This is a genomic window from Amycolatopsis sp. NPDC089917 (genome assembly GCF_040684635.1).
GTDB lineage: Bacteria > Actinomycetota > Actinomycetes > Mycobacteriales > Pseudonocardiaceae > Amycolatopsis.
In genome coordinates this window covers 1-15686 of the sequence record NZ_JBFBGL010000054.1, presented here as the reverse complement: position 1 = coordinate 15686, position 15686 = coordinate 1, and the positions used below count along the sequence as shown (strand labels likewise).

General features: G+C 69.9%; 16 protein-coding genes. 3 read left to right on the top strand and 13 right to left on the bottom strand.

All coding sequences use genetic code 11. The features are described 5' to 3' along the window. Positions 1-143: 143 nt before the first annotated feature. From AB0N89_RS30900 to AB0N89_RS30840, 13 genes are all read right to left on the bottom strand, one after another. The gene (locus AB0N89_RS30900; protein WP_364211669.1) at positions 144-2072 is read right to left on the bottom strand and encodes a penicillin-binding protein 2; all 1929 of its coding nucleotides are present in this window, start codon (positions 2070-2072) and stop codon (positions 144-146) included. Next, positions 2072-2779 (bottom strand): hypothetical protein, encoded by a 708-nt coding sequence (locus AB0N89_RS30895; RefSeq protein ID WP_364211666.1) that lies wholly within the window; start codon positions 2777-2779, stop codon positions 2072-2074. Before AB0N89_RS30895 ends, AB0N89_RS30900 begins: the two co-directional genes overlap by 1 nt. Continuing rightward, entirely contained in the window at positions 2776-3735 is a 960-nt protein-coding gene (rsmH, locus tag AB0N89_RS30890; protein WP_364211663.1) for a 16S rRNA (cytosine(1402)-N(4))-methyltransferase RsmH, read from the bottom strand. Before rsmH ends, AB0N89_RS30895 begins: the two co-directional genes overlap by 4 nt. A gap of 203 nt (positions 3736-3938) precedes the next feature. Next, positions 3939-4370 carry a division/cell wall cluster transcriptional repressor MraZ gene (gene mraZ, locus AB0N89_RS30885; RefSeq protein WP_005156436.1) on the bottom strand — a complete coding sequence of 144 codons (432 nt, stop codon included), beginning with the start codon at positions 4368-4370 and terminating at the stop codon, positions 3939-3941. A 520-nt stretch (positions 4371-4890) separates the two neighbouring features. After that, entirely contained in the window at positions 4891-5373 is a 483-nt protein-coding gene (locus AB0N89_RS30880) for a hypothetical protein (protein ID WP_364211660.1), read from the bottom strand. Positions 5374-5450: 77 nt separating this feature from the next. After that, a complete protein-coding gene (locus AB0N89_RS30875; RefSeq protein ID WP_364211658.1) occupies positions 5451-5978 on the bottom strand; it encodes a hypothetical protein in 528 nt (175 codons plus the stop codon). Positions 5979-6036: 58 nt separating this feature from the next. Further along, positions 6037-7173, bottom strand: coding sequence for a PPE domain-containing protein (locus tag AB0N89_RS30870; protein WP_364211655.1), 1137 nt, complete (start codon positions 7171-7173; stop codon positions 6037-6039). After that, positions 7170-7493 (bottom strand): type VII secretion target, encoded by a 324-nt coding sequence (locus tag AB0N89_RS30865; RefSeq protein WP_364211652.1) that lies wholly within the window; start codon positions 7491-7493, stop codon positions 7170-7172. The genes AB0N89_RS30870 and AB0N89_RS30865 overlap by 4 nt, the downstream gene beginning before the upstream one ends. Further along, entirely contained in the window at positions 7490-8017 is a 528-nt protein-coding gene (locus AB0N89_RS30860) for a YbaB/EbfC family nucleoid-associated protein (protein WP_364211649.1), read from the bottom strand. The genes AB0N89_RS30865 and AB0N89_RS30860 overlap by 4 nt, the downstream gene beginning before the upstream one ends. Positions 8018-8061: 44 nt before the next feature. After that, complete coding sequence (locus AB0N89_RS30855; protein WP_364211646.1) at positions 8062-8814, bottom strand: ESX secretion-associated protein EspG; 753 nt, start codon at positions 8812-8814, stop codon at positions 8062-8064. Further along, positions 8811-9389 carry a PE-PGRS family protein gene (locus tag AB0N89_RS30850; RefSeq protein ID WP_364211643.1) on the bottom strand — a complete coding sequence of 193 codons (579 nt, stop codon included), beginning with the start codon at positions 9387-9389 and terminating at the stop codon, positions 8811-8813. Before AB0N89_RS30850 ends, AB0N89_RS30855 begins: the two co-directional genes overlap by 4 nt. 12 nt (positions 9390-9401) lie before the next feature. Next, positions 9402-9959 carry a DUF3558 family protein gene (locus AB0N89_RS30845; protein ID WP_364211640.1) on the bottom strand — a complete coding sequence of 186 codons (558 nt, stop codon included), beginning with the start codon at positions 9957-9959 and terminating at the stop codon, positions 9402-9404. Then, a complete protein-coding gene (locus tag AB0N89_RS30840; RefSeq protein ID WP_364211637.1) occupies positions 9952-10305 on the bottom strand; it encodes a hypothetical protein in 354 nt (117 codons plus the stop codon). Before AB0N89_RS30840 ends, AB0N89_RS30845 begins: the two co-directional genes overlap by 8 nt. Before the next feature lie 274 nt (positions 10306-10579). Here AB0N89_RS30840 and AB0N89_RS30835 point away from each other — a divergent pair, with 274 nt between their 5' ends. From AB0N89_RS30835 to AB0N89_RS30825, 3 genes are all read left to right on the top strand, one after another. Then, the gene (locus tag AB0N89_RS30835) at positions 10580-11668 is read left to right on the top strand and encodes a MoxR family ATPase (protein ID WP_364211634.1); all 1089 of its coding nucleotides are present in this window, start codon (positions 10580-10582) and stop codon (positions 11666-11668) included. A gap of 73 nt (positions 11669-11741) precedes the next feature. After that, entirely contained in the window at positions 11742-13016 is a 1275-nt protein-coding gene (locus AB0N89_RS30830) for a DUF58 domain-containing protein (protein WP_364211631.1), read from the top strand. Continuing rightward, positions 13013-15523 (top strand): DUF3488 and transglutaminase-like domain-containing protein, encoded by a 2511-nt coding sequence (locus AB0N89_RS30825; protein ID WP_364211628.1) that lies wholly within the window; start codon positions 13013-13015, stop codon positions 15521-15523. The genes AB0N89_RS30830 and AB0N89_RS30825 overlap by 4 nt, the downstream gene beginning before the upstream one ends. Positions 15524-15686: the final 163 nt, after the last annotated feature.

Below are 15686 nucleotides of genomic sequence, written 5' to 3'. Positions count from 1 at the left end.
CGCGACGCGGGCGCCGAGCCGCTCAGCCCGGGTGACCGAAGCCGGATCTCACGTGTTCGGAGCCGGATCTCGCGTGCTTGAAGGCGGATCTCACGTGTCTCCGGCCGGATGAGCGAGTTCCGGCTCCAAGCACGCGAGTTCCGTCAGGAAAGGATCAGCGGCACCTGGGGTGACGGGCCGTTCGAGAGCGGGATCTGGAACCGCTGCGCCAGGTACGCGGCCACCGAGTGGAACAGCGGCGCGGACGACCCGCCGCCCGGCAGCGAGGTGTCCGGCGCGTCGAGGCGGATGCCGACCACGAAACGCGGGTTGTCGGCGGGCAGGATCCCGGCGAAGGTGATGTTGTACAGCTGGTTGCTGTACTTCTTCGTCTGCGGGTCGACCTGCTGGCCGGTGCCCGTCTTGCCCGAGATCTGGTAGCCCTCCAGCGCCGCCTTCGGCCCGGTGCCGCTCTGCTGCCCGCGGCCGCTCTGCGTCACCGCGCGCATCATGTCGCGGACGGTCTTCGCCGCCTCGGGACTGATGACCTGGACGGTCTTCGGCGCCGGTTCGGGGACGACCGTCCCGTCCGGGTTGACCTTCGACTTGACCACCCGCGGTTCCACGCGCAGCCCGTCGTTCGCGATGGCCTGGTACATCCCGGCCATCTGCACGACGGTCATCGAAAGCCCCTGTCCGATCGGCAGGTTTCCGAAAGTCGTGGCGTACCACTGGTTCCGGGGCGGAACGACGCCCGGGCTCTCACCGGGCAGGCCGAGTCCGGTGCGCTGGCCGAGACCGAACTTCTTGAGCAGGTCCGCGTACTTGTCCTCGCCGATCTTCTGCGCCAGCAGCAGGGTCCCGACGTTCGACGACTTCGCGAAGATACCGGTGGTGGTGAACTGCTGCGTGCCGTGGTGCCAGGCGTCCTTGACGACCTTGTCCGCGACCTGCAGCGAACCCGGCACCGCCAGTGACGACTCCGGCGTGGTGATGCCTTCGTCGATCGCGCCCGCGGCGGTGACGATCTTGTTCACCGAACCGGGTTCGAACGGCGTGGTCACCGCGCGGTTGTTGAGGTTCTCCGTCTCACTGCGCGAGGCCGGGTCGTTGAGGTTGACCGTCTTGTCGTTGGCCAGCGCGTAGATCTCGCCGGTCTTCGAGTCCATGATGACCGCTTGGCCGCCCTTGGCCTTCGACTTGACGACGTACTCGCTCAGCTGCCGCTGCAGTTCGTACTGGAGATCGGTGTCGATCGTCAGCTGCAGATCCGAACCCGGGACGGCGTTCTGGATGTCCCGTTCGGTACCGGGGATGACGAGGTTGTCGTTGCCGTTCCGGGTGTTGACGATCTTGCGGCCCGGCGTTCCGGCCAGGTCGTTGTCCCGGGAGGCTTCGAGCCCGTAGCCACCGTGCAGGTTGTGCTTGGAAAGGTCCTTATCGTCGGTGCGCCAGTTCGCGTAGCCGATGATGTTCGCGCCCACCGAGTCGCCGGGGTACTCCCGCTTGGAGCGCTTCTCGACGGTGATCCACGGGTACTGCTTGACGATCGCGTCGGCGACCGACGGTTCGACGTCGTGGACCAGGTAGGTGAACCCGTCCGGCTTGTGGAACTTCTCCAGCAGCTCCTGCTCGGTGATCACCCCGGGCAGTTTGGCCGCGATCAGTTTCGCCGCGCCCGCCACCTCGGACTCGAAGTTCTTGCCCTTGGCCGGGTTCTTGGCGGCGAAGTCGTCCATCGTCTTGTGCAGCCAGTTCAGGCTCACCGCGAGAGTCCGCACCTCGATGCTGAACGCGATCTTGGTGCCGTTGCGGTCCATGATGGACCCGCGCTGCGCGGGACTTTCGATCACCGACGTCCGCTGCCGTTCCGCGGCCTCGGACAGCGCACCGGCCTCGAACCACTGCACCTGCACCAGTTTGAGGCCGGCGAGCACCATCACGACGATCAGCAGGATCCGGACGCCGGTGAACCGGCTCCGGTTGCCGCCGTTGCCCCGCCGGGCGGTGGCACGACGGGTCCCGGCGGCGTAGGTCCGCCGCGCGCTCCCCGCCGACCGGGCCCGGGCCTGTGCCGGACGGCCGGGTGACATCACTGACCTCCCTGCGCCGGGGGCGGGGTGTTCTCCTGCGGGACCGCGGGCTGGTCACCCTCGATCGGCGCGCCCTGCTGCGTGCCTTCGGCGGGCGGCACCGTCGCGGCCTGGGTGGGCGGCGCTTCGCCGGTGGCCTTCTTCGGCTCACCGACCACAGTGGACTGTCCTTCCGGGCCGACCACGATGTGCGCGGGGTCGCCGCCGGGCACCATGCCCTGTTCCCGGGCCTTGGGCGCGAGGGAAGCGGGCGACTCGGCCTTCGCGACCTCGCGCTGCAGCCGTTCCTTCGACTCGGCGAGCCCGGCGTTGGTCGTGCGGAGCTGTTCGAGCCGATACGAGTCGGCGATGGCCTGCGTGGTCAGCCACAGCGTGCACGCCACGCCGACCGCCAGCATGCCCATCATCATCAGCACGAACGACGCCCGCGAGCGGGGCCAGCGCAGCTTGAACCTTTTCTTCGGTTCTTCCTTGCCCGTACTGCCTTCGGCGTCGGGACGGTTGCGCTGCTGGTCACGCTGGAGCAGGTCGGCACGCTGGGCACGGCGGGCGTAGGCGCGTTCCGCCGCCGAAGTCCGGCCGCGGGAGGCGCGGGTGGACTTCGTGGTCTCGGTGGTGTCCGGCGTTTCCTCGACCGTGCCGGTCGCGCGGGCACGCCGTCCGGGCGCCGGTGTCCGGCGGCCGCGGGACTTCGCGGGAGCGGTCATCGTGCTCGGTCTCCGATCCGTTCGGCGGCTCGCAGCCGCACGGAGGCGGCCCGTGTGTTCTGTTCGGTCTCCGCCTCACCGGCCTTCTCGGCCCCTCTGGTGAGCAGTTTCAGTTCCGGGCCGTGGCCCGGCAGTTCGACGGGAAGCCCTTCCGGTGTCCGGGATTTCGCCAGTTCCGCGAAGGCCTGCTTGACCAGCCTGTCTTCGAGGGACTGATAGGACTCGACGACGATGCGGCCGCCGACGGCGAGTGAGGACAGCGCCCGCGGCATCGCCCGCCGCAGCACCTCGAGTTCGCCGTTGACCTCGATCCGCAGCGCCTGGAAGGTGCGCTTCGCCGGATGCCCGCCGGTGCGCCTACTGGCCGCGGGGACCGCGTCGTACAGCAGTTCCACCAGCCGCCCGCTGCGGGTGAAGGGTTCCTTCTCTCGTTCCGCCACAACGGCTTTGACGATCCGCTGGGCGAAACGTTCCTCGCCGTAGTCACGCAGGATCCGGATCAGCTCGCCCGGCGCGTAGGTGTTGAGCACGTCGGCCGCGGTGATCCCGGTGGTCGGGTCCATCCGCATGTCGAGCGGGGAGTCCTTGGAGTAGGCGAAACCACGCTCGGCGCGGTCCAGCTGCATCGAGGAAACGCCGAGGTCGAACAGGATCCCGTCCACTCTGGACAGTCCGAGCCCCTGGAGCGCGGACGGCATCTCGTCGTAGACGGCGTGCACGAAGTCGACGCGATCACCGTGCGGCGCAAGACATTTCGCGGAGAGTTCCAGCGCGTTGTGGTCGCGGTCGAGCGCGACCAGGCGCAACGAAGGGAACGCGGTGAGCAGCGCGTCGGAGTGCCCGCCGAGTCCGACGGTCGCGTCGACCAGCACGGCCTCGCGGTCGGAGAAGACCGGCGCGAACAGCTCGACGATGCGGTCGAGCAGCACCGGTACGTGCTCGTGTTCGTCTGCCATGTCTTCCCCCCTTCCTGTAGTGCCGGGGAAGATGCCGGATGCCGTCAGGTCCCTGTCCGCCCGCCTGCTGACCTGGTACCGGGGAAGGTGTACCAGGGCCACTGAGCGGACAGAGGCCTCACGGCATCCGTGTGGGCGGCTCCCGGCGTGCCCGAAGCGTGAACCCGCGCCCCCCGACGGCGTGGGTGCTTCCTCGGTCACGTCTAGAAGACGCCCGGCAGAACTTCCTCTCGAGCCTTCGCGTAGCTGTCCTCGTGTTCGTCCAGGTAGCCCTGCCACGCTTGGGCGTCCCAGATCTCCAGCCTGGTGATCGCCCCGATCACCACGCACTCCTTGTTCAGCCCGGCGTAGCGTCGGAGCTCGGACGCGATCGCGATACGTCCTTGCCCGTCCGGGCGTTGTTCGTCCGTCCCGGCGAAGAGATAACGCTGGTAGGCCCGGACCGCCTCGTTCGTGAACGGGGCGTCGGCGACCTTCCTCGCCATCTGCTCGAACTCGGCCCGGGGAAAGACGAAGAGACAGTGATCCTGTCCCTTGGTGACCATCAGCCCACCGGCGAGCGCGTCGCGGAACTTCGCGGGCAGCGTGAGCCGCCCCTTGTCATCCAGTTTCGGGGTGTGGGTGCCGAGGAACACCGGCTCCACCTCCCTACCGATCCTGGCTGCGAACAACCAAGGTCGGCCACGGGGCTCCCTTCTGCCCCACTGCGCACCACCGTACCCCACTTTTCACCACAGTCAACGCGGCAAAAGCCGCGACCACTCCGTCGTGTCAGGCGTTTTCGCTGGTCAGCCAGGTGGGGCCAGGTGGGGGCACGGTGGGGGACGGTGGCCAAGATCCCCCTCTGCGGGTATCGAAGCAACCTCATCCATGCCTGACGCGTCCGGATATCGGCAGCCGGAACCCTGTCGTGGGGCGGAGTGGGGGTGAAAGTGGGGAATCCGGTGGGGTGCGGTGGGGGCCGCAGTGGGGGCATTGTGGAGCGTCGCCCGCGACGGATTCCGTACCTGGCGGGACTTCCACGCCGTTCGAAACCGGCGGGTCGGCAAAGGACGATCATTGCCAAGGAGCGCCATGAATGGTATTAAACGCGTCCGGACGCCCCTCGGTCTCGTCGGTTCATCCCAGGAATCCTGGCCGTCCTAATCGGACACTTCAGCGTTTGCGCTTGCGGCGCCCGTTCGCACCGGGTGCGGCGCGACGGCTGACTCCGCGCCAGTCCTTGGGTCTCTCCTTCGGTTCGGGCAGCAACCGGCCGAGACGACCGCCCACCCAGAACCCGGCGAGCCAGCCGGGGATCACGCTCACGAAGAGGAGAAGGATCCACCAGCCGCCAGCTACCGGCCACGACGGCCGGTCGACCGGGACCACCGAAGATCCGCCCCGCGAGCTGTTCTTCTTCCGGTACTGGAACTCTTCGACCGCCACGCTGCCTGCCAGCTCGGAGACCGAGGTGACCGTCGTGGCCGAGACCTGGTCATCACCGGGGGAAACGGAGTTCCACCGGACTTCCGCCTCGCACGAGTACGCCATCCAGGTGTGGACCGCGCTCCTCTGGCACTGCGCGACCTGAGCGGTCCCGGTCCGGGTGAGCGTGCCCCACGGCTCGAAACCGACCACCCACTGCAAGGAGAACATCAGCCACAGTGTGAGAAGAACGCCGAGAGCGCCCATCACACCCGGCGGCCACCATCGGGTGCGGCGGCCTTGTCCGGTCATCGACGACGGCCACGCTTACGGCGTCCGTTCATCCCGGACGCGGCGCGACGGCTGACGCCGCGCCAGTCCTTGGGCTTCTCCTGTCGCTCAGGCAGCAACCGGTCGATGCCCTTGCCCGCGAACCACCCGACGGCATAGCTCGGGATCAAGCTCACGAGAGTGAAGAAGAACCACCACCCGAACGAGAACAACGGCCGCGGGCGGTCGACGGGAACGATGCTGTACTGGAGTGCCCCGTAGCGTCCCGACGACTGATAGGACACCACGTCCACCTCGCCTGACAGGTCCGAAGCCGAGCCGATCACCGAGGAGGTCACGAGCGGGCCGTTCATCGACTTCCGATCCCATCGCACTTCGGCTTGGCAAACGTGGATCATCCAGAACCGGAGCGGACTGCGGTGGCATTCCTGAATGCGGGCCACCCCGAATCGATCCGTTTTCCCCTGGTCGCTGATCCCCAGCGAAACTCCCAGCGACAACATGAACCAGGCGCCCACCACGACGAAGACGACGCCCGTGATCATTTTCAAACCGGATCGGCCCCTACGCTTCCGGACCGGATGCTCACCTCGTTCGGGCAGATCAGTCATCGTCGTCGAGCGAGCCGCTGATCCGGCCGCTGGTGGGCGGCGTGACGCGGCCGCGTTCGGACGAGCCTCCCTCGTACTGGCTGCGGTCTCCGGCAACCGCCTTGCCGGTTTCCTTCCCGATCTTCAGCGCGCTGTTGTCGGCGATCTTCCCCGCGACGGTGTTCTCCATCCGGTCCATCCCGCCGCGCGCGTGTTTGAGCAAGCGCTCAGCGCCGGTGGCGTCGGAATCCAGCGCCTTCTTCGCGAGTTTGAGGTTGTCTGCCTTGAAAGAGTCCAAGGTCTTGTCACTCGCCTTGATCGCCTTGTTCGCCTCGCGCCCCAGCTCGGAAGACTTCCGCCCCAGCGCCCGTGCGGCTTCCCGAGCGCGCTCGCTCGATCCTTCGAACCGTTTCACGAACTTTTGGATCGCGCTGAGCAGTTTGCCGAGCTTCTTCTGGATCTTCGCCATGACCTTGACCGCGTCGGCGAAGATGCTCGCCGTGAACGCGGCGACCGAGCCACCGAGGGTGAACCACGACGAAGCGAGGGCCAGGAGAGCACGGGTGATCACGTCGCTGATGAAGCTCGCGATGATGTCGAAGATCAGCGCCCGCGCGGTGGCCACCACCATTCCGCCGGTGGTGATCCACTGCGCCGAGTCTTTCGCTTCGGCGGCGACGTCACGCAGAGACTGCGTGTACTGAAGCGCGACGCGGCGATAGGCGATCGCCGCGTCGCCGTCCCAACCGGATGTCGTGCTCAGGGAACTTTCGTAGTCACCGGCCACGGCTTCGAGTTCGGCCGCGATGTTGTTCCAGGTCTGCGCCGCCTGCTGGACCAGATCCGGATCGCCGGTGAGGATCTCCAGTGGTTCGCGGATGAAGTCGAGGTTCTCCATCAGCCAGCCGACCCCTGCCTTCACCAGCTCACCGAGCGGGTTCAGGACCATCGACAGAGCGTCCAGTCCGACGGAAACACCGTCCATCGCGAGCGCGAACCCGTCGATGTCTTCGCCGGGCTTGGGCTTCAGGGTGCCGGCGAGACCTTCGAGGCTGTCCGCGAGGCCGGCTCCCTTGAAGTTCTTGCCCTCGTCCGTCTTCTGTGCGACCAGGTTCTGTTCGCCCGGCCGCGCGACCGGTCCTTCGCTCACAGCTTCTTCCCCAGGTCCCGGCTGAGCTGCGCCGCGTCGTCGTCGATCTTCGTGTAGTCCGTCGCCGCCTTCTTCAGCGCGTCGGACAACGCGTCGCCGAGGTTCGCCGCATTGGTCATCAGCTCGTCCGCGTCGCCCTGGGCGATCTGCAGGACACCGCCGACGGGCACCGCGCACAGCAGGCCGTAGCCCGCGAAGCCGCCCATGCCGACCTGGTTCGCCGCCGAGGCCGCGCCGCGGATGCGTTCGGCGAGATCGGCGACCTGGTCAGCGTGCGCTTTCAGCTGTTCCGGCGAGACGCCGTAGCCCGGCCCGCTCACGAGCGGCCCGTCCAGTCGACGTTCTGGAAGTCCTCACCGTCGTCCTCATCGGACGCGGGACGGGAAGGACGGCGCTTCGGCGGTTCGGGGGTCTGCTCCGTCTCCTGGACGACGAAGCGCGCGGAGTCGTTCTGTTCCGGAGTGGCCTGGGGCTCTTCCCTCGGCGGCAGCGTGCTCTTGATGAAGTCGACCGCGTCGGAGTCTTCGCCGGTCAGCCCGGCCATGATCTCCAGGGTCCGGTCCGCGGCCCTGGTCGTCGCCTTGCGGTAGGTGCTCATGATCAGCGACGCGAGCTGGGCGGGCGGCCGTTCCTGCGCCTGCGGGGACAGAGCGAGCGACATCAGGCCGCCGCCGGGGTTGACCGTCACGGTGACCAGCCGGTCCGGGCTGCTCAGGGTGACGACGTTGTTCTCCAGCTCGGTCTTCGCCTGTTCCGCCTTGGCGAGCAGCGCGGCGCTTCGCTGTTCCTGTTCGCGCATCCACTCCCGCGGATCACGCACCTGGCCCCCGAACGGCACGGACATTCCGGACCCCCTCCTCCCCGAAGCTCCTCGGGCTTCTCGACAACCTAGCGGTCCGGGTCCAGCAGCGCGGCCAATCTCGCGGCGAGGCGGGGACCGTCCACAGGCGACACGTTCACCCACGCCTGCCCGCCGCGGCCCTCGGTCCGCGCCGCGCAGTACGCGCCGACGTCGGTGTCGAACCAGGTCAGACCGCCCGCCCGGTGCGCCCGGCCGTCGCGGTCGCGGGTCCGCACGGTGAACTGGCCCGCGCTGTAGACCGGCCGCGCCTGGATCGCGAGCACCTCGCGCAGCTGGCTGTCCGAAGCCGACGACCGTCCGCTGTCGCCGAACACCGGATCCTCCAGATCCCCGCCGAACCGCGCCGCGGGCAGGCTGATCCCGTAGCCCGGGCCGGGGCGCAGCTCCGGGAGGACGTCGACGATCGCGGCGAACACCTCGCCGTCGCCGATTCCGGACAACGAGATGGTCTGTTCCGGCTGGGTGGCCAGGACGCCGTGCCGCCCGCGCGCGGCCGCGACCGCGCGGAACGGGGCGTCGGCCGTCATGTCGGCCAGCGCCTCGCATTCGACGTAGACCTCGGCGCGCGCGAGCAGGTCCAGCCGGGCTTCCAGGGCGGCGTCGAGCCTGTCCCCGTCGTAGAGGCCTCGTTCGGCGAGGTTGCCGTAGACCGCTCCGCGGATCTCGGCACGTTCGGCTTCCGTGCTGCCGACGCTGCGGACGGACAGCGGCCACGGCGGGGCCTCGTGGCCCAGGTCGGACCAGAGGACGTCGAACGCCGACGCGGAAACGCGGATCAAGACCGCCCCAGCTCGGGCGGCTTCCCGAAGGAGACCTGCGGAGTCAGCGAGTGCAGTGAAGCGTCGCGGGTGTTCATCACGTCGACGGCCTTGCGGCGGGCGGCCTCGGCCTCGGCGTGCTTGGCCTCCATCTCGTCGGCGAGCGCGGCGAGCAGCGCGAGGTTCCCGCCGGCGGCGGCGCCGCGGATCATCGCGCCGGGGTCGTAGTCCACCGGCGGCGGCATGTCGGCACGGGCCCGCGCGGCGGCCTCGGCCTGCCCGGAGACCGCCTGCCCGAGCGCGGACGAGAGATCGGCGGACCAGGCCAGCCAGCCGGACGCCGTGGACAGCACGCCGCGGAGCGCGTCACCCGCTTCCCCGCGCCAGTTCTCCTCACTGCTGCCGACCAGCCCGGCCAGGTCCGACGTCGCGTCGTGCATGCGCCGCGCGAGCGCGTCCCAGGCGGCGCCGATGCCACCGGCGGCCTCGGGGTCGTTGCCCGCTTCGACTTCGGCGGCCAGCGCCTCGTGGCTGTAGGCCTCGTACCGCGTCGCCGCGACCGGGACCTCGCGGCCCGGCGTCTCTCCTTCAGGCACGGCACCTTCTCCTCAGGGCAGTTTGGGTTCGGCCAGTCCCGCCACCTTCACCGCGCGCTCGCAGGCGAGCGGGGTGTCGGTGAAGTTCGTGTTGCTCACGTCGATCTGGACGCTCGCCTTCTCCCCCATGCCGAGCAGGACCGCGCAGGTCCCGTCGGCGGCCTTCTTGTCGGCGACCTTGAGCGCTTCGCGGTCGCCGACCTTCGTCTTCGTGGCGGTCTTGCGCGCGACTTCGAGGTCCTTCAGCCCGTTCCGCTCGTCCACGGTGATGGTGACGCCGAAGGTCGCGGGCACCGTCCAGTCGCAGGCGCGGGCGCCGTTGATCTCCTTGGGCACGCCGAGCACGTTCACCCCGGCCGTCGACCGGTCCCGCGGATCGAGCAGCGTGCACGGGTCCACCCCGGCGTCCGGCGCGGGCGCCGAAGACGAGGGAGCCGGGGCCCCGCCGTCGTCAGCGGCCGGAATTCGCGCCTGGCCTGCGGCCCCTTGCCCGCAAGCGGACACTGTAAGGACGGCGAGCGCGCCGAAGAGGGCGAGAAGAGGGAGACGTGAGCGCATGGGGTCAGCCACCGACACAGTCCACGTCCGCCGCCGCTTGTTCATCCTGCCGGGTGTACCGGGCCAGCGCCTTCTCGATCCGGTTCTTGAGCGCTTCGAGCTCACGGCCGAACGCGGTGAGCGCCTCGACCGCGGAACCTTCGGCGCCGATCCCGTACTGCGCCATGAACTTGCCGACCTCGTCGGCGTATCCCCCGCCGAGGGGAACCGTGCGGCCGAGCACCTTGGCCTCACGGACCATCTGGCCGACCACGTCCTGCAGGGCGGAGATCTTCACGTGGGCGTCGGCCGCCAGCTCCGGGGCGACCGCGAACCCGCTCAAGTCGAACCTGGGTTTGGCGGTTCTCACGTCGCTCATATGCGATTACGCCTCTCCGTAGTCGGCCGATCTCGCAACGGAGCATACGACAAAACCCGGTGTCAGCGGGAGCACCTGAAAATGCGCTCAACTCACCCGATCGAGGTAAGGTCTCCGGTTGCACAGAGTCATCGACTGGGGTTGGCGGGGTTCCCCCCACGAGTTCGCCCGAGTTTGACACACTTCGTGGGAGGCTGACCGCTGCCCGGGGGACCTGAATCAGGTCCGGCAGCAGACCCAGCGGACATCCAGCCACGCGGCATCAGGAGGTCGAGTGACGTCGAGAATCCAGTCTGCGACGCCCGGCGAACAGCAGGGCGAGCAGGCAACCGGGCAAGCGCCGTATCCCACGGCCGCGGGCTCGGTCAGCGGACCGCAGAACGGCCGAGCCGGCCGTGCTTCGCTGGACGAACTGCACGAGACGGCGCGGCGGATCGCGGCCAACGTCGAGCGGGTGCTGGTCGGCAAACCCGACGTCATCCGCATCGCTCTCGTGACCCTCCTCGCCGAAGGCCACCTCCTCGTCGAAGACGTCCCCGGCGTCGGCAAGACCTCGCTGGCCAAGGCGCTCGCCCGCTCGATCGACTGCACCGTCAGCCGGATCCAGTTCACCCCCGACCTGTTGCCCAGCGACGTCACCGGGGTGTCCATCTACAACCGGCAGAGCGGCGAGTTCGAGTTCCGGCCCGGCCCGGTGTTCGCGAACATCGTGGTCGGCGACGAGATCAACCGCGCCTCGCCGAAGACGCAGTCCGCGCTGCTCGAATGCATGGAAGAGCACCAGGTCACCGTCGACACCTCGACGTACCACCTCGAAGAGCCGTTCATGGTGATCGCCACCCAGAACCCGATCGAGATGGAGGGCACCTACGCGCTGCCCGAGGCCCAGCGGGACCGGTTCACCGCGCGGGTGTCCATCGGCTACCCCGACCAGCAGGCCGAACTGGCCATGGTCGACGAGCACGCCGGGCACAACCCGCTGGCCGACCTCGAACCCGTCTCCGACCGCGAGTCGGTGCAGCGGCTGATCGAGACGGTCCGGTCGGTGCACATCTCGCCGGAGGTCCGCCGGTACGCCGTCGACCTGGTCTCCGCGACCCGTCAGGCCCCGGAGATCCGGCTCGGGGCCTCGCCTCGTGCGACCTTGCAGCTGGTCCGCGCCGCCCGCGCGCAGGCCGCGCTGTCCGGCCGCGAATTCGTCGTCCCGGACGATCTGCACACGGTCGCGATCCCGGTGCTGGCGCACCGCATGGTGCTCACCACCGAGGCGCACGCGGCGCGCCGTTCGGCCACCGACGTGGTCCGCGCGATCCTGCACCGCGTTCCCGTTCCGCAGGGCTCCCCGGGCACGAACCACCGCTGAGTAAAGGTCCGTCCATGCCCCCGCCACCACCCTCGACGGGCGAGCTTCGCTCGGCTGATTGGATTCCAGGGCCATGCTGCGTGCTCTGTCCGGCCTGACCACACGCGGCCGCTGCCTCCTCGCCGCCGGCGTCGCCGCGGCGGTGTGCTCGTTCGTGCTCAACGAACGGGACCTGCTGCGCGTCGCGGTGTTCGTCGTGGCCCTGCCGCTGCTGGTCGCCTTCTTCATCTCCGCGACCCGGCTGAAGCTGGGCGCGGCCCGCGCGCTGCGCCCGGACCGGGTCTCGGTCGGCTCGCCCGGCGAGGTCCAGCTGGAACTCTGGCGGAACGGCAGGCTCCCGGCGGGCGAGGTGCTGCTCGAAGACGGCGTGCCGTACGCGCTGGGTTCGCGGCCCCGGTTCGTCGTCGAACGGCTGCCGCACGACCGGCGCGTCGCGCTGCGGTACCCGCTCCAGCCGGTGCTGCGCGGGATCCAGCAGGTCGGACCGCTGCGGGCGACGATCACCGATCCGTTCGGGCTGTGCGAGTTCGAACGCGAGCTGATCGGGCACTCCCGGCTGGTCGTCGTGCCGAAGGTGGCCGGTCTGTGGGGGCTGCCCAGCGGCGCCGGGATCGGCGCCGGTGACGACGGCAGCATCCGCCTGCACGCCGGGCAGGGCGAGTCGGACGTGATCGTCCGGCAGTACCGCCAGGGCGACGACCTGCGGAAGGTCCACTGGCGCTCGACCGCCCGCCGCGACGAGATCATGGTCCGCGTCGAGGAGAAGCCCTGGCGGGGCGGCACCACGGTGCTGCTGGACCACCGCGCGGCCGCGCATCACGGCACCGGCCCCGCCGCGAGCCTCGAATGGGCGGTCTCGTTCGCCGCTTCCGTCTCGCTGCACCTGCGCCGCTCCGGGCACCGCGTCCGGCTGATCACCGAGCACGGCCAGGCCCTGGCCGACACCCCCGGCGAGGGTGGCGAGCACTACGACAACGTCGTGCTCGACGTCCTCGCCGCGCTCCAGCCCGCGCACCAGCGCGACATCACCCTCGGCCACGACCCGGCCGAGGGACAGGAACTCATCGCGGTGCTCGGCACCGTCAGCAACGAATCCGTGCACGAGCTGTCCCGGTACCGCCCGCGCGGGATCCGGAGCCTCGCCGTGCTGCTCGACACCCCCGGCTGGTCCTCCGGCGTCAACCGGCCCGAAACCCGTGCCGCCGCCACCGAAGAGTCGGTGGCGCTGCTGCGCGCCGCGGGCTGGGGCGTCGTCGTCGCCGGCCCCGGTTCGCCGATGCCACAGGTCTGGGCCGAGCTCTGTCAGACCGCCACCCGCCGGGGCACCCTGATCGGAGGCGGCCTGTGACCGCGACCGCGCCACCCCGGCCGCACACCCCCCGGCCGCGTCCCGCCGCGCAGCCGCCGGCCTGGACGAGCAGCGTGCTCGCGCCGGTCGCCGCCGGGCTCGCCACGCTGTTCGCCTCCACCTCGCTCACCGGCGTCGTCTCCGGCTGGGCGTGGTTCGGCTACCTGCTGGTCGCCGTCGTGCTGATCGCCTCCACCGGGCTCGCCCTGCGCTCGCTGCGCGCGCCGACCATCGTCGTCGGCCTCGCACAGCTGCTGGTGCTGCTGTTCTTGATCACCGGGGCGTTCACCACCAGCGGCATCCTGAAGATCATTCCCGGCCCGGACGCGCTCGAAGAGCTGCGCGGCGTGCTCGCCGCCGCGGCCGAGCAGATCCGCGTCGGGCTGCCGCCGGTCGAGGGCACGCCGCCGATCCTCTGCCTGATCACCATCGCGATCGGCCTGGTCGCGGTGCTGGTCGACACCCTGGCCGTGGCCGCCGCCGCGCCCGCCGCGACCGGCCTGGTGCTGCTGTGCGTCTACGCCGTTCCCGCCGCGCTGGCCGAAGACATGCTGCCGTGGTGGACGTTCCTGCTCGGCGCGGCCGCGTTCGCCGGGCTGCTCGCCGTCGACGGCAACCACCGGCATCGCCGCTGGCGCAACCGGGACGCGCCGGGACTGGGCAATTCCGCGAGCACGCTGTCCGCCCCGGTCGGGGTGGTGGCCGCCGCGATCGCGATGGGCCTGGTCATCGGCACGGCCGTCACCGGCGTCGGCACGGTCGGCAGGCTTCCCGGCGCCGACGGATCCGGCCGCGGTGGCGCGGGCGGCTTCGGTGTCGAGCCGTTCACGCAGCTGCGCGGCCTGCTCGACCAGGGCGAGAACGTCGAGCTGTTCAAGGTCTACGGGATGGGCGCGGACAAGAAGCTGCTGCGCGCGTTCACCCTCGACACGTACACGCCGAACAAGGGCTGGGGCCTGGCGCAGAACGGCCGCGCCCAGCAGGGCGTGCAGGCCAACCTGCCGCTCCCGCAGGTCAAGGGCGACGACGGCGCCGGACCCGGCCGTGAGATCCGGATCGAGCCGACGAACTGGGTCGACAACTGGCTGCCGATCTACGGCGTGCCGCGGACGATCGCCGGGCTGGCCGACAACTGGCTGTACGACCCTGTCGGCGGTGCCGTGTTCACCACGACCAAGCAGAGCGCGCCCGCCTACACCGAGACCGCGGCGATCAAGGAGCCGTCGAAGGACGAGCTCCGCGGGGACGACGCCAGCCCGGCCGAGGTACCGCAGCAGTTCCTGCAGATCGACCGCGTCGACCCCCGGGTGGCCGCGAAGGCCAAGCAGCTGACGGAGAACGAGTCCAACAACTTCGACAAGGCCCAGGCGCTCTGGTCGTTCTTCACCGCGCAGAACGGCTTCGTCTACGACACCAAGACCGCCGAGGCGACCGACTCCGACGCGCTCGCCGACTTCGTGCTCAACGGCAAACGCGGCTTCTGCGAGCAGTTCGCGTCCGCGATGGCCGTGATGCTGCGGTCGGTCGGCATCCCGGCCCGGGTCGCCATCGGTTTCACGTCCGGGACGCCGAAGGGCGACCACCTCTCGATCAGCTCCGAGGACGCGCACGCCTGGGTCGAGGTCTACTTCCAGACGAAGGGCTGGGTCAGCTTCGACCCGACCCCGCTGGTCGACGGCCGCGCGGTCGTCCCGCCGTATCTGCAGACCGATCCCAGCAGCACGTCGGCCAACGACACGCAGGAAGTGCCGAGTGCGCCCAAGTCGAGCGCCCCCGCGACCGGCACGCCCCGCGACCCGGGTGCGGACCTCGGCGCGGACGGCAACGGGGACCAGCAGGACGACGAGCCGCTGTGGCCCGCGATCCTCGCCGGGATCCTCGGCGGGCTGGCGGCCGCGGTGACCGTGATCGCGGTCGTGCGGTCGCGGTTGAGATACCGGGCGCTGATGCGGTCGACGCCGTCCTCGGATTCATCCGATCAGGACCACGGGTTCCTGGACAACCAGAACGTGACGAACTGGCTGCCGCTGATCGCGATCGGGCTGTGGGTGGCGGCGTTCGCGTTCCTGGCGGCGTGGGTGTCGTGGTGGTTCGCGCTGGCCCTGGTGCTCGTCCTGGGCGGGCTCGGCACGCCGACGGCGATCCGGGAGATCAAGCGGCGGCTGCGGCTGCAGAAGATCGCGTCCCACTCCCCCGCCGCGGCCGACGCGGCGTGGCGTGAGCTGATGGACGAGTGCGCGGACCGCGGCCTGCCGCTCTCCGACGGCGACACGGTGCGCGCGGCGGGCCGGAAGGTCGTCGAGAAGCACCGCCTCGACGAAGAGGGCCGCTCCGGGCTGCGGACGGTCATCGGTGTCGTGGAGACGTCCTGGTACTCGGACAAGCCGGGGGACGATCAGGCACTGGGCCCGGCGTTCGACGAGGTGCGCAAGAGCCTGAAGCGGAACGCGCCCCTGTCGTGGAAGGGCCGCCTGTTCCCGCGGTCGCTGAGGCGCCGGGACAAGTAGCCGACCACTTACCGGGCCTCGCGGGACTCCCAGGAACTCCCGGGGACTCCCGGAAGTCCGTGAAGGCCTCCTTGAGGGACTCTGGGTCCCTCACCGGCTCGCCGGCGACGTCCTCGATCGGTCCACAGTGGACGTCGCGCCGCGCGAAGCCGCCGAGATCGTC

Bases quoted from the DNA above. Each gene is read 5' to 3' on its own strand.
- AB0N89_RS30900 (WP_364211669.1), bottom strand. From the start codon at position 2,072: ATGTCACCCGGCCGTCCGGCACAGGCCCGGGCCCGGTCGGCGGGGAGC.
- AB0N89_RS30880 (WP_364211660.1), bottom strand. From the start codon at position 5,373: ATGTTCTCCTTGCAGTGGGTGGTCGGTTTCGAGCCGTGGGGCACGCTC.
- AB0N89_RS30860 (WP_364211649.1), bottom strand. From the start codon at position 8,017: ATGTCCGTGCCGTTCGGGGGCCAGGTGCGTGATCCGCGGGAGTGGATG.
- AB0N89_RS30830 (WP_364211631.1), top strand. From the start codon at position 11,742: ATGCTGCGTGCTCTGTCCGGCCTGACCACACGCGGCCGCTGCCTCCTC.
- AB0N89_RS30895 (WP_364211666.1), bottom strand. From the start codon at position 2,779: ATGACCGCTCCCGCGAAGTCCCGCGGCCGCCGGACACCGGCGCCCGGA.
- AB0N89_RS30875 (WP_364211658.1), bottom strand. From the start codon at position 5,978: ATGATCACGGGCGTCGTCTTCGTCGTGGTGGGCGCCTGGTTCATGTTG.
- AB0N89_RS30840 (WP_364211637.1), bottom strand. From the start codon at position 10,305: ATGAGCGACGTGAGAACCGCCAAACCCAGGTTCGACTTGAGCGGGTTC.
- rsmH (WP_364211663.1), bottom strand. From the start codon at position 3,735: ATGGCAGACGAACACGAGCACGTACCGGTGCTGCTCGACCGCATCGTC.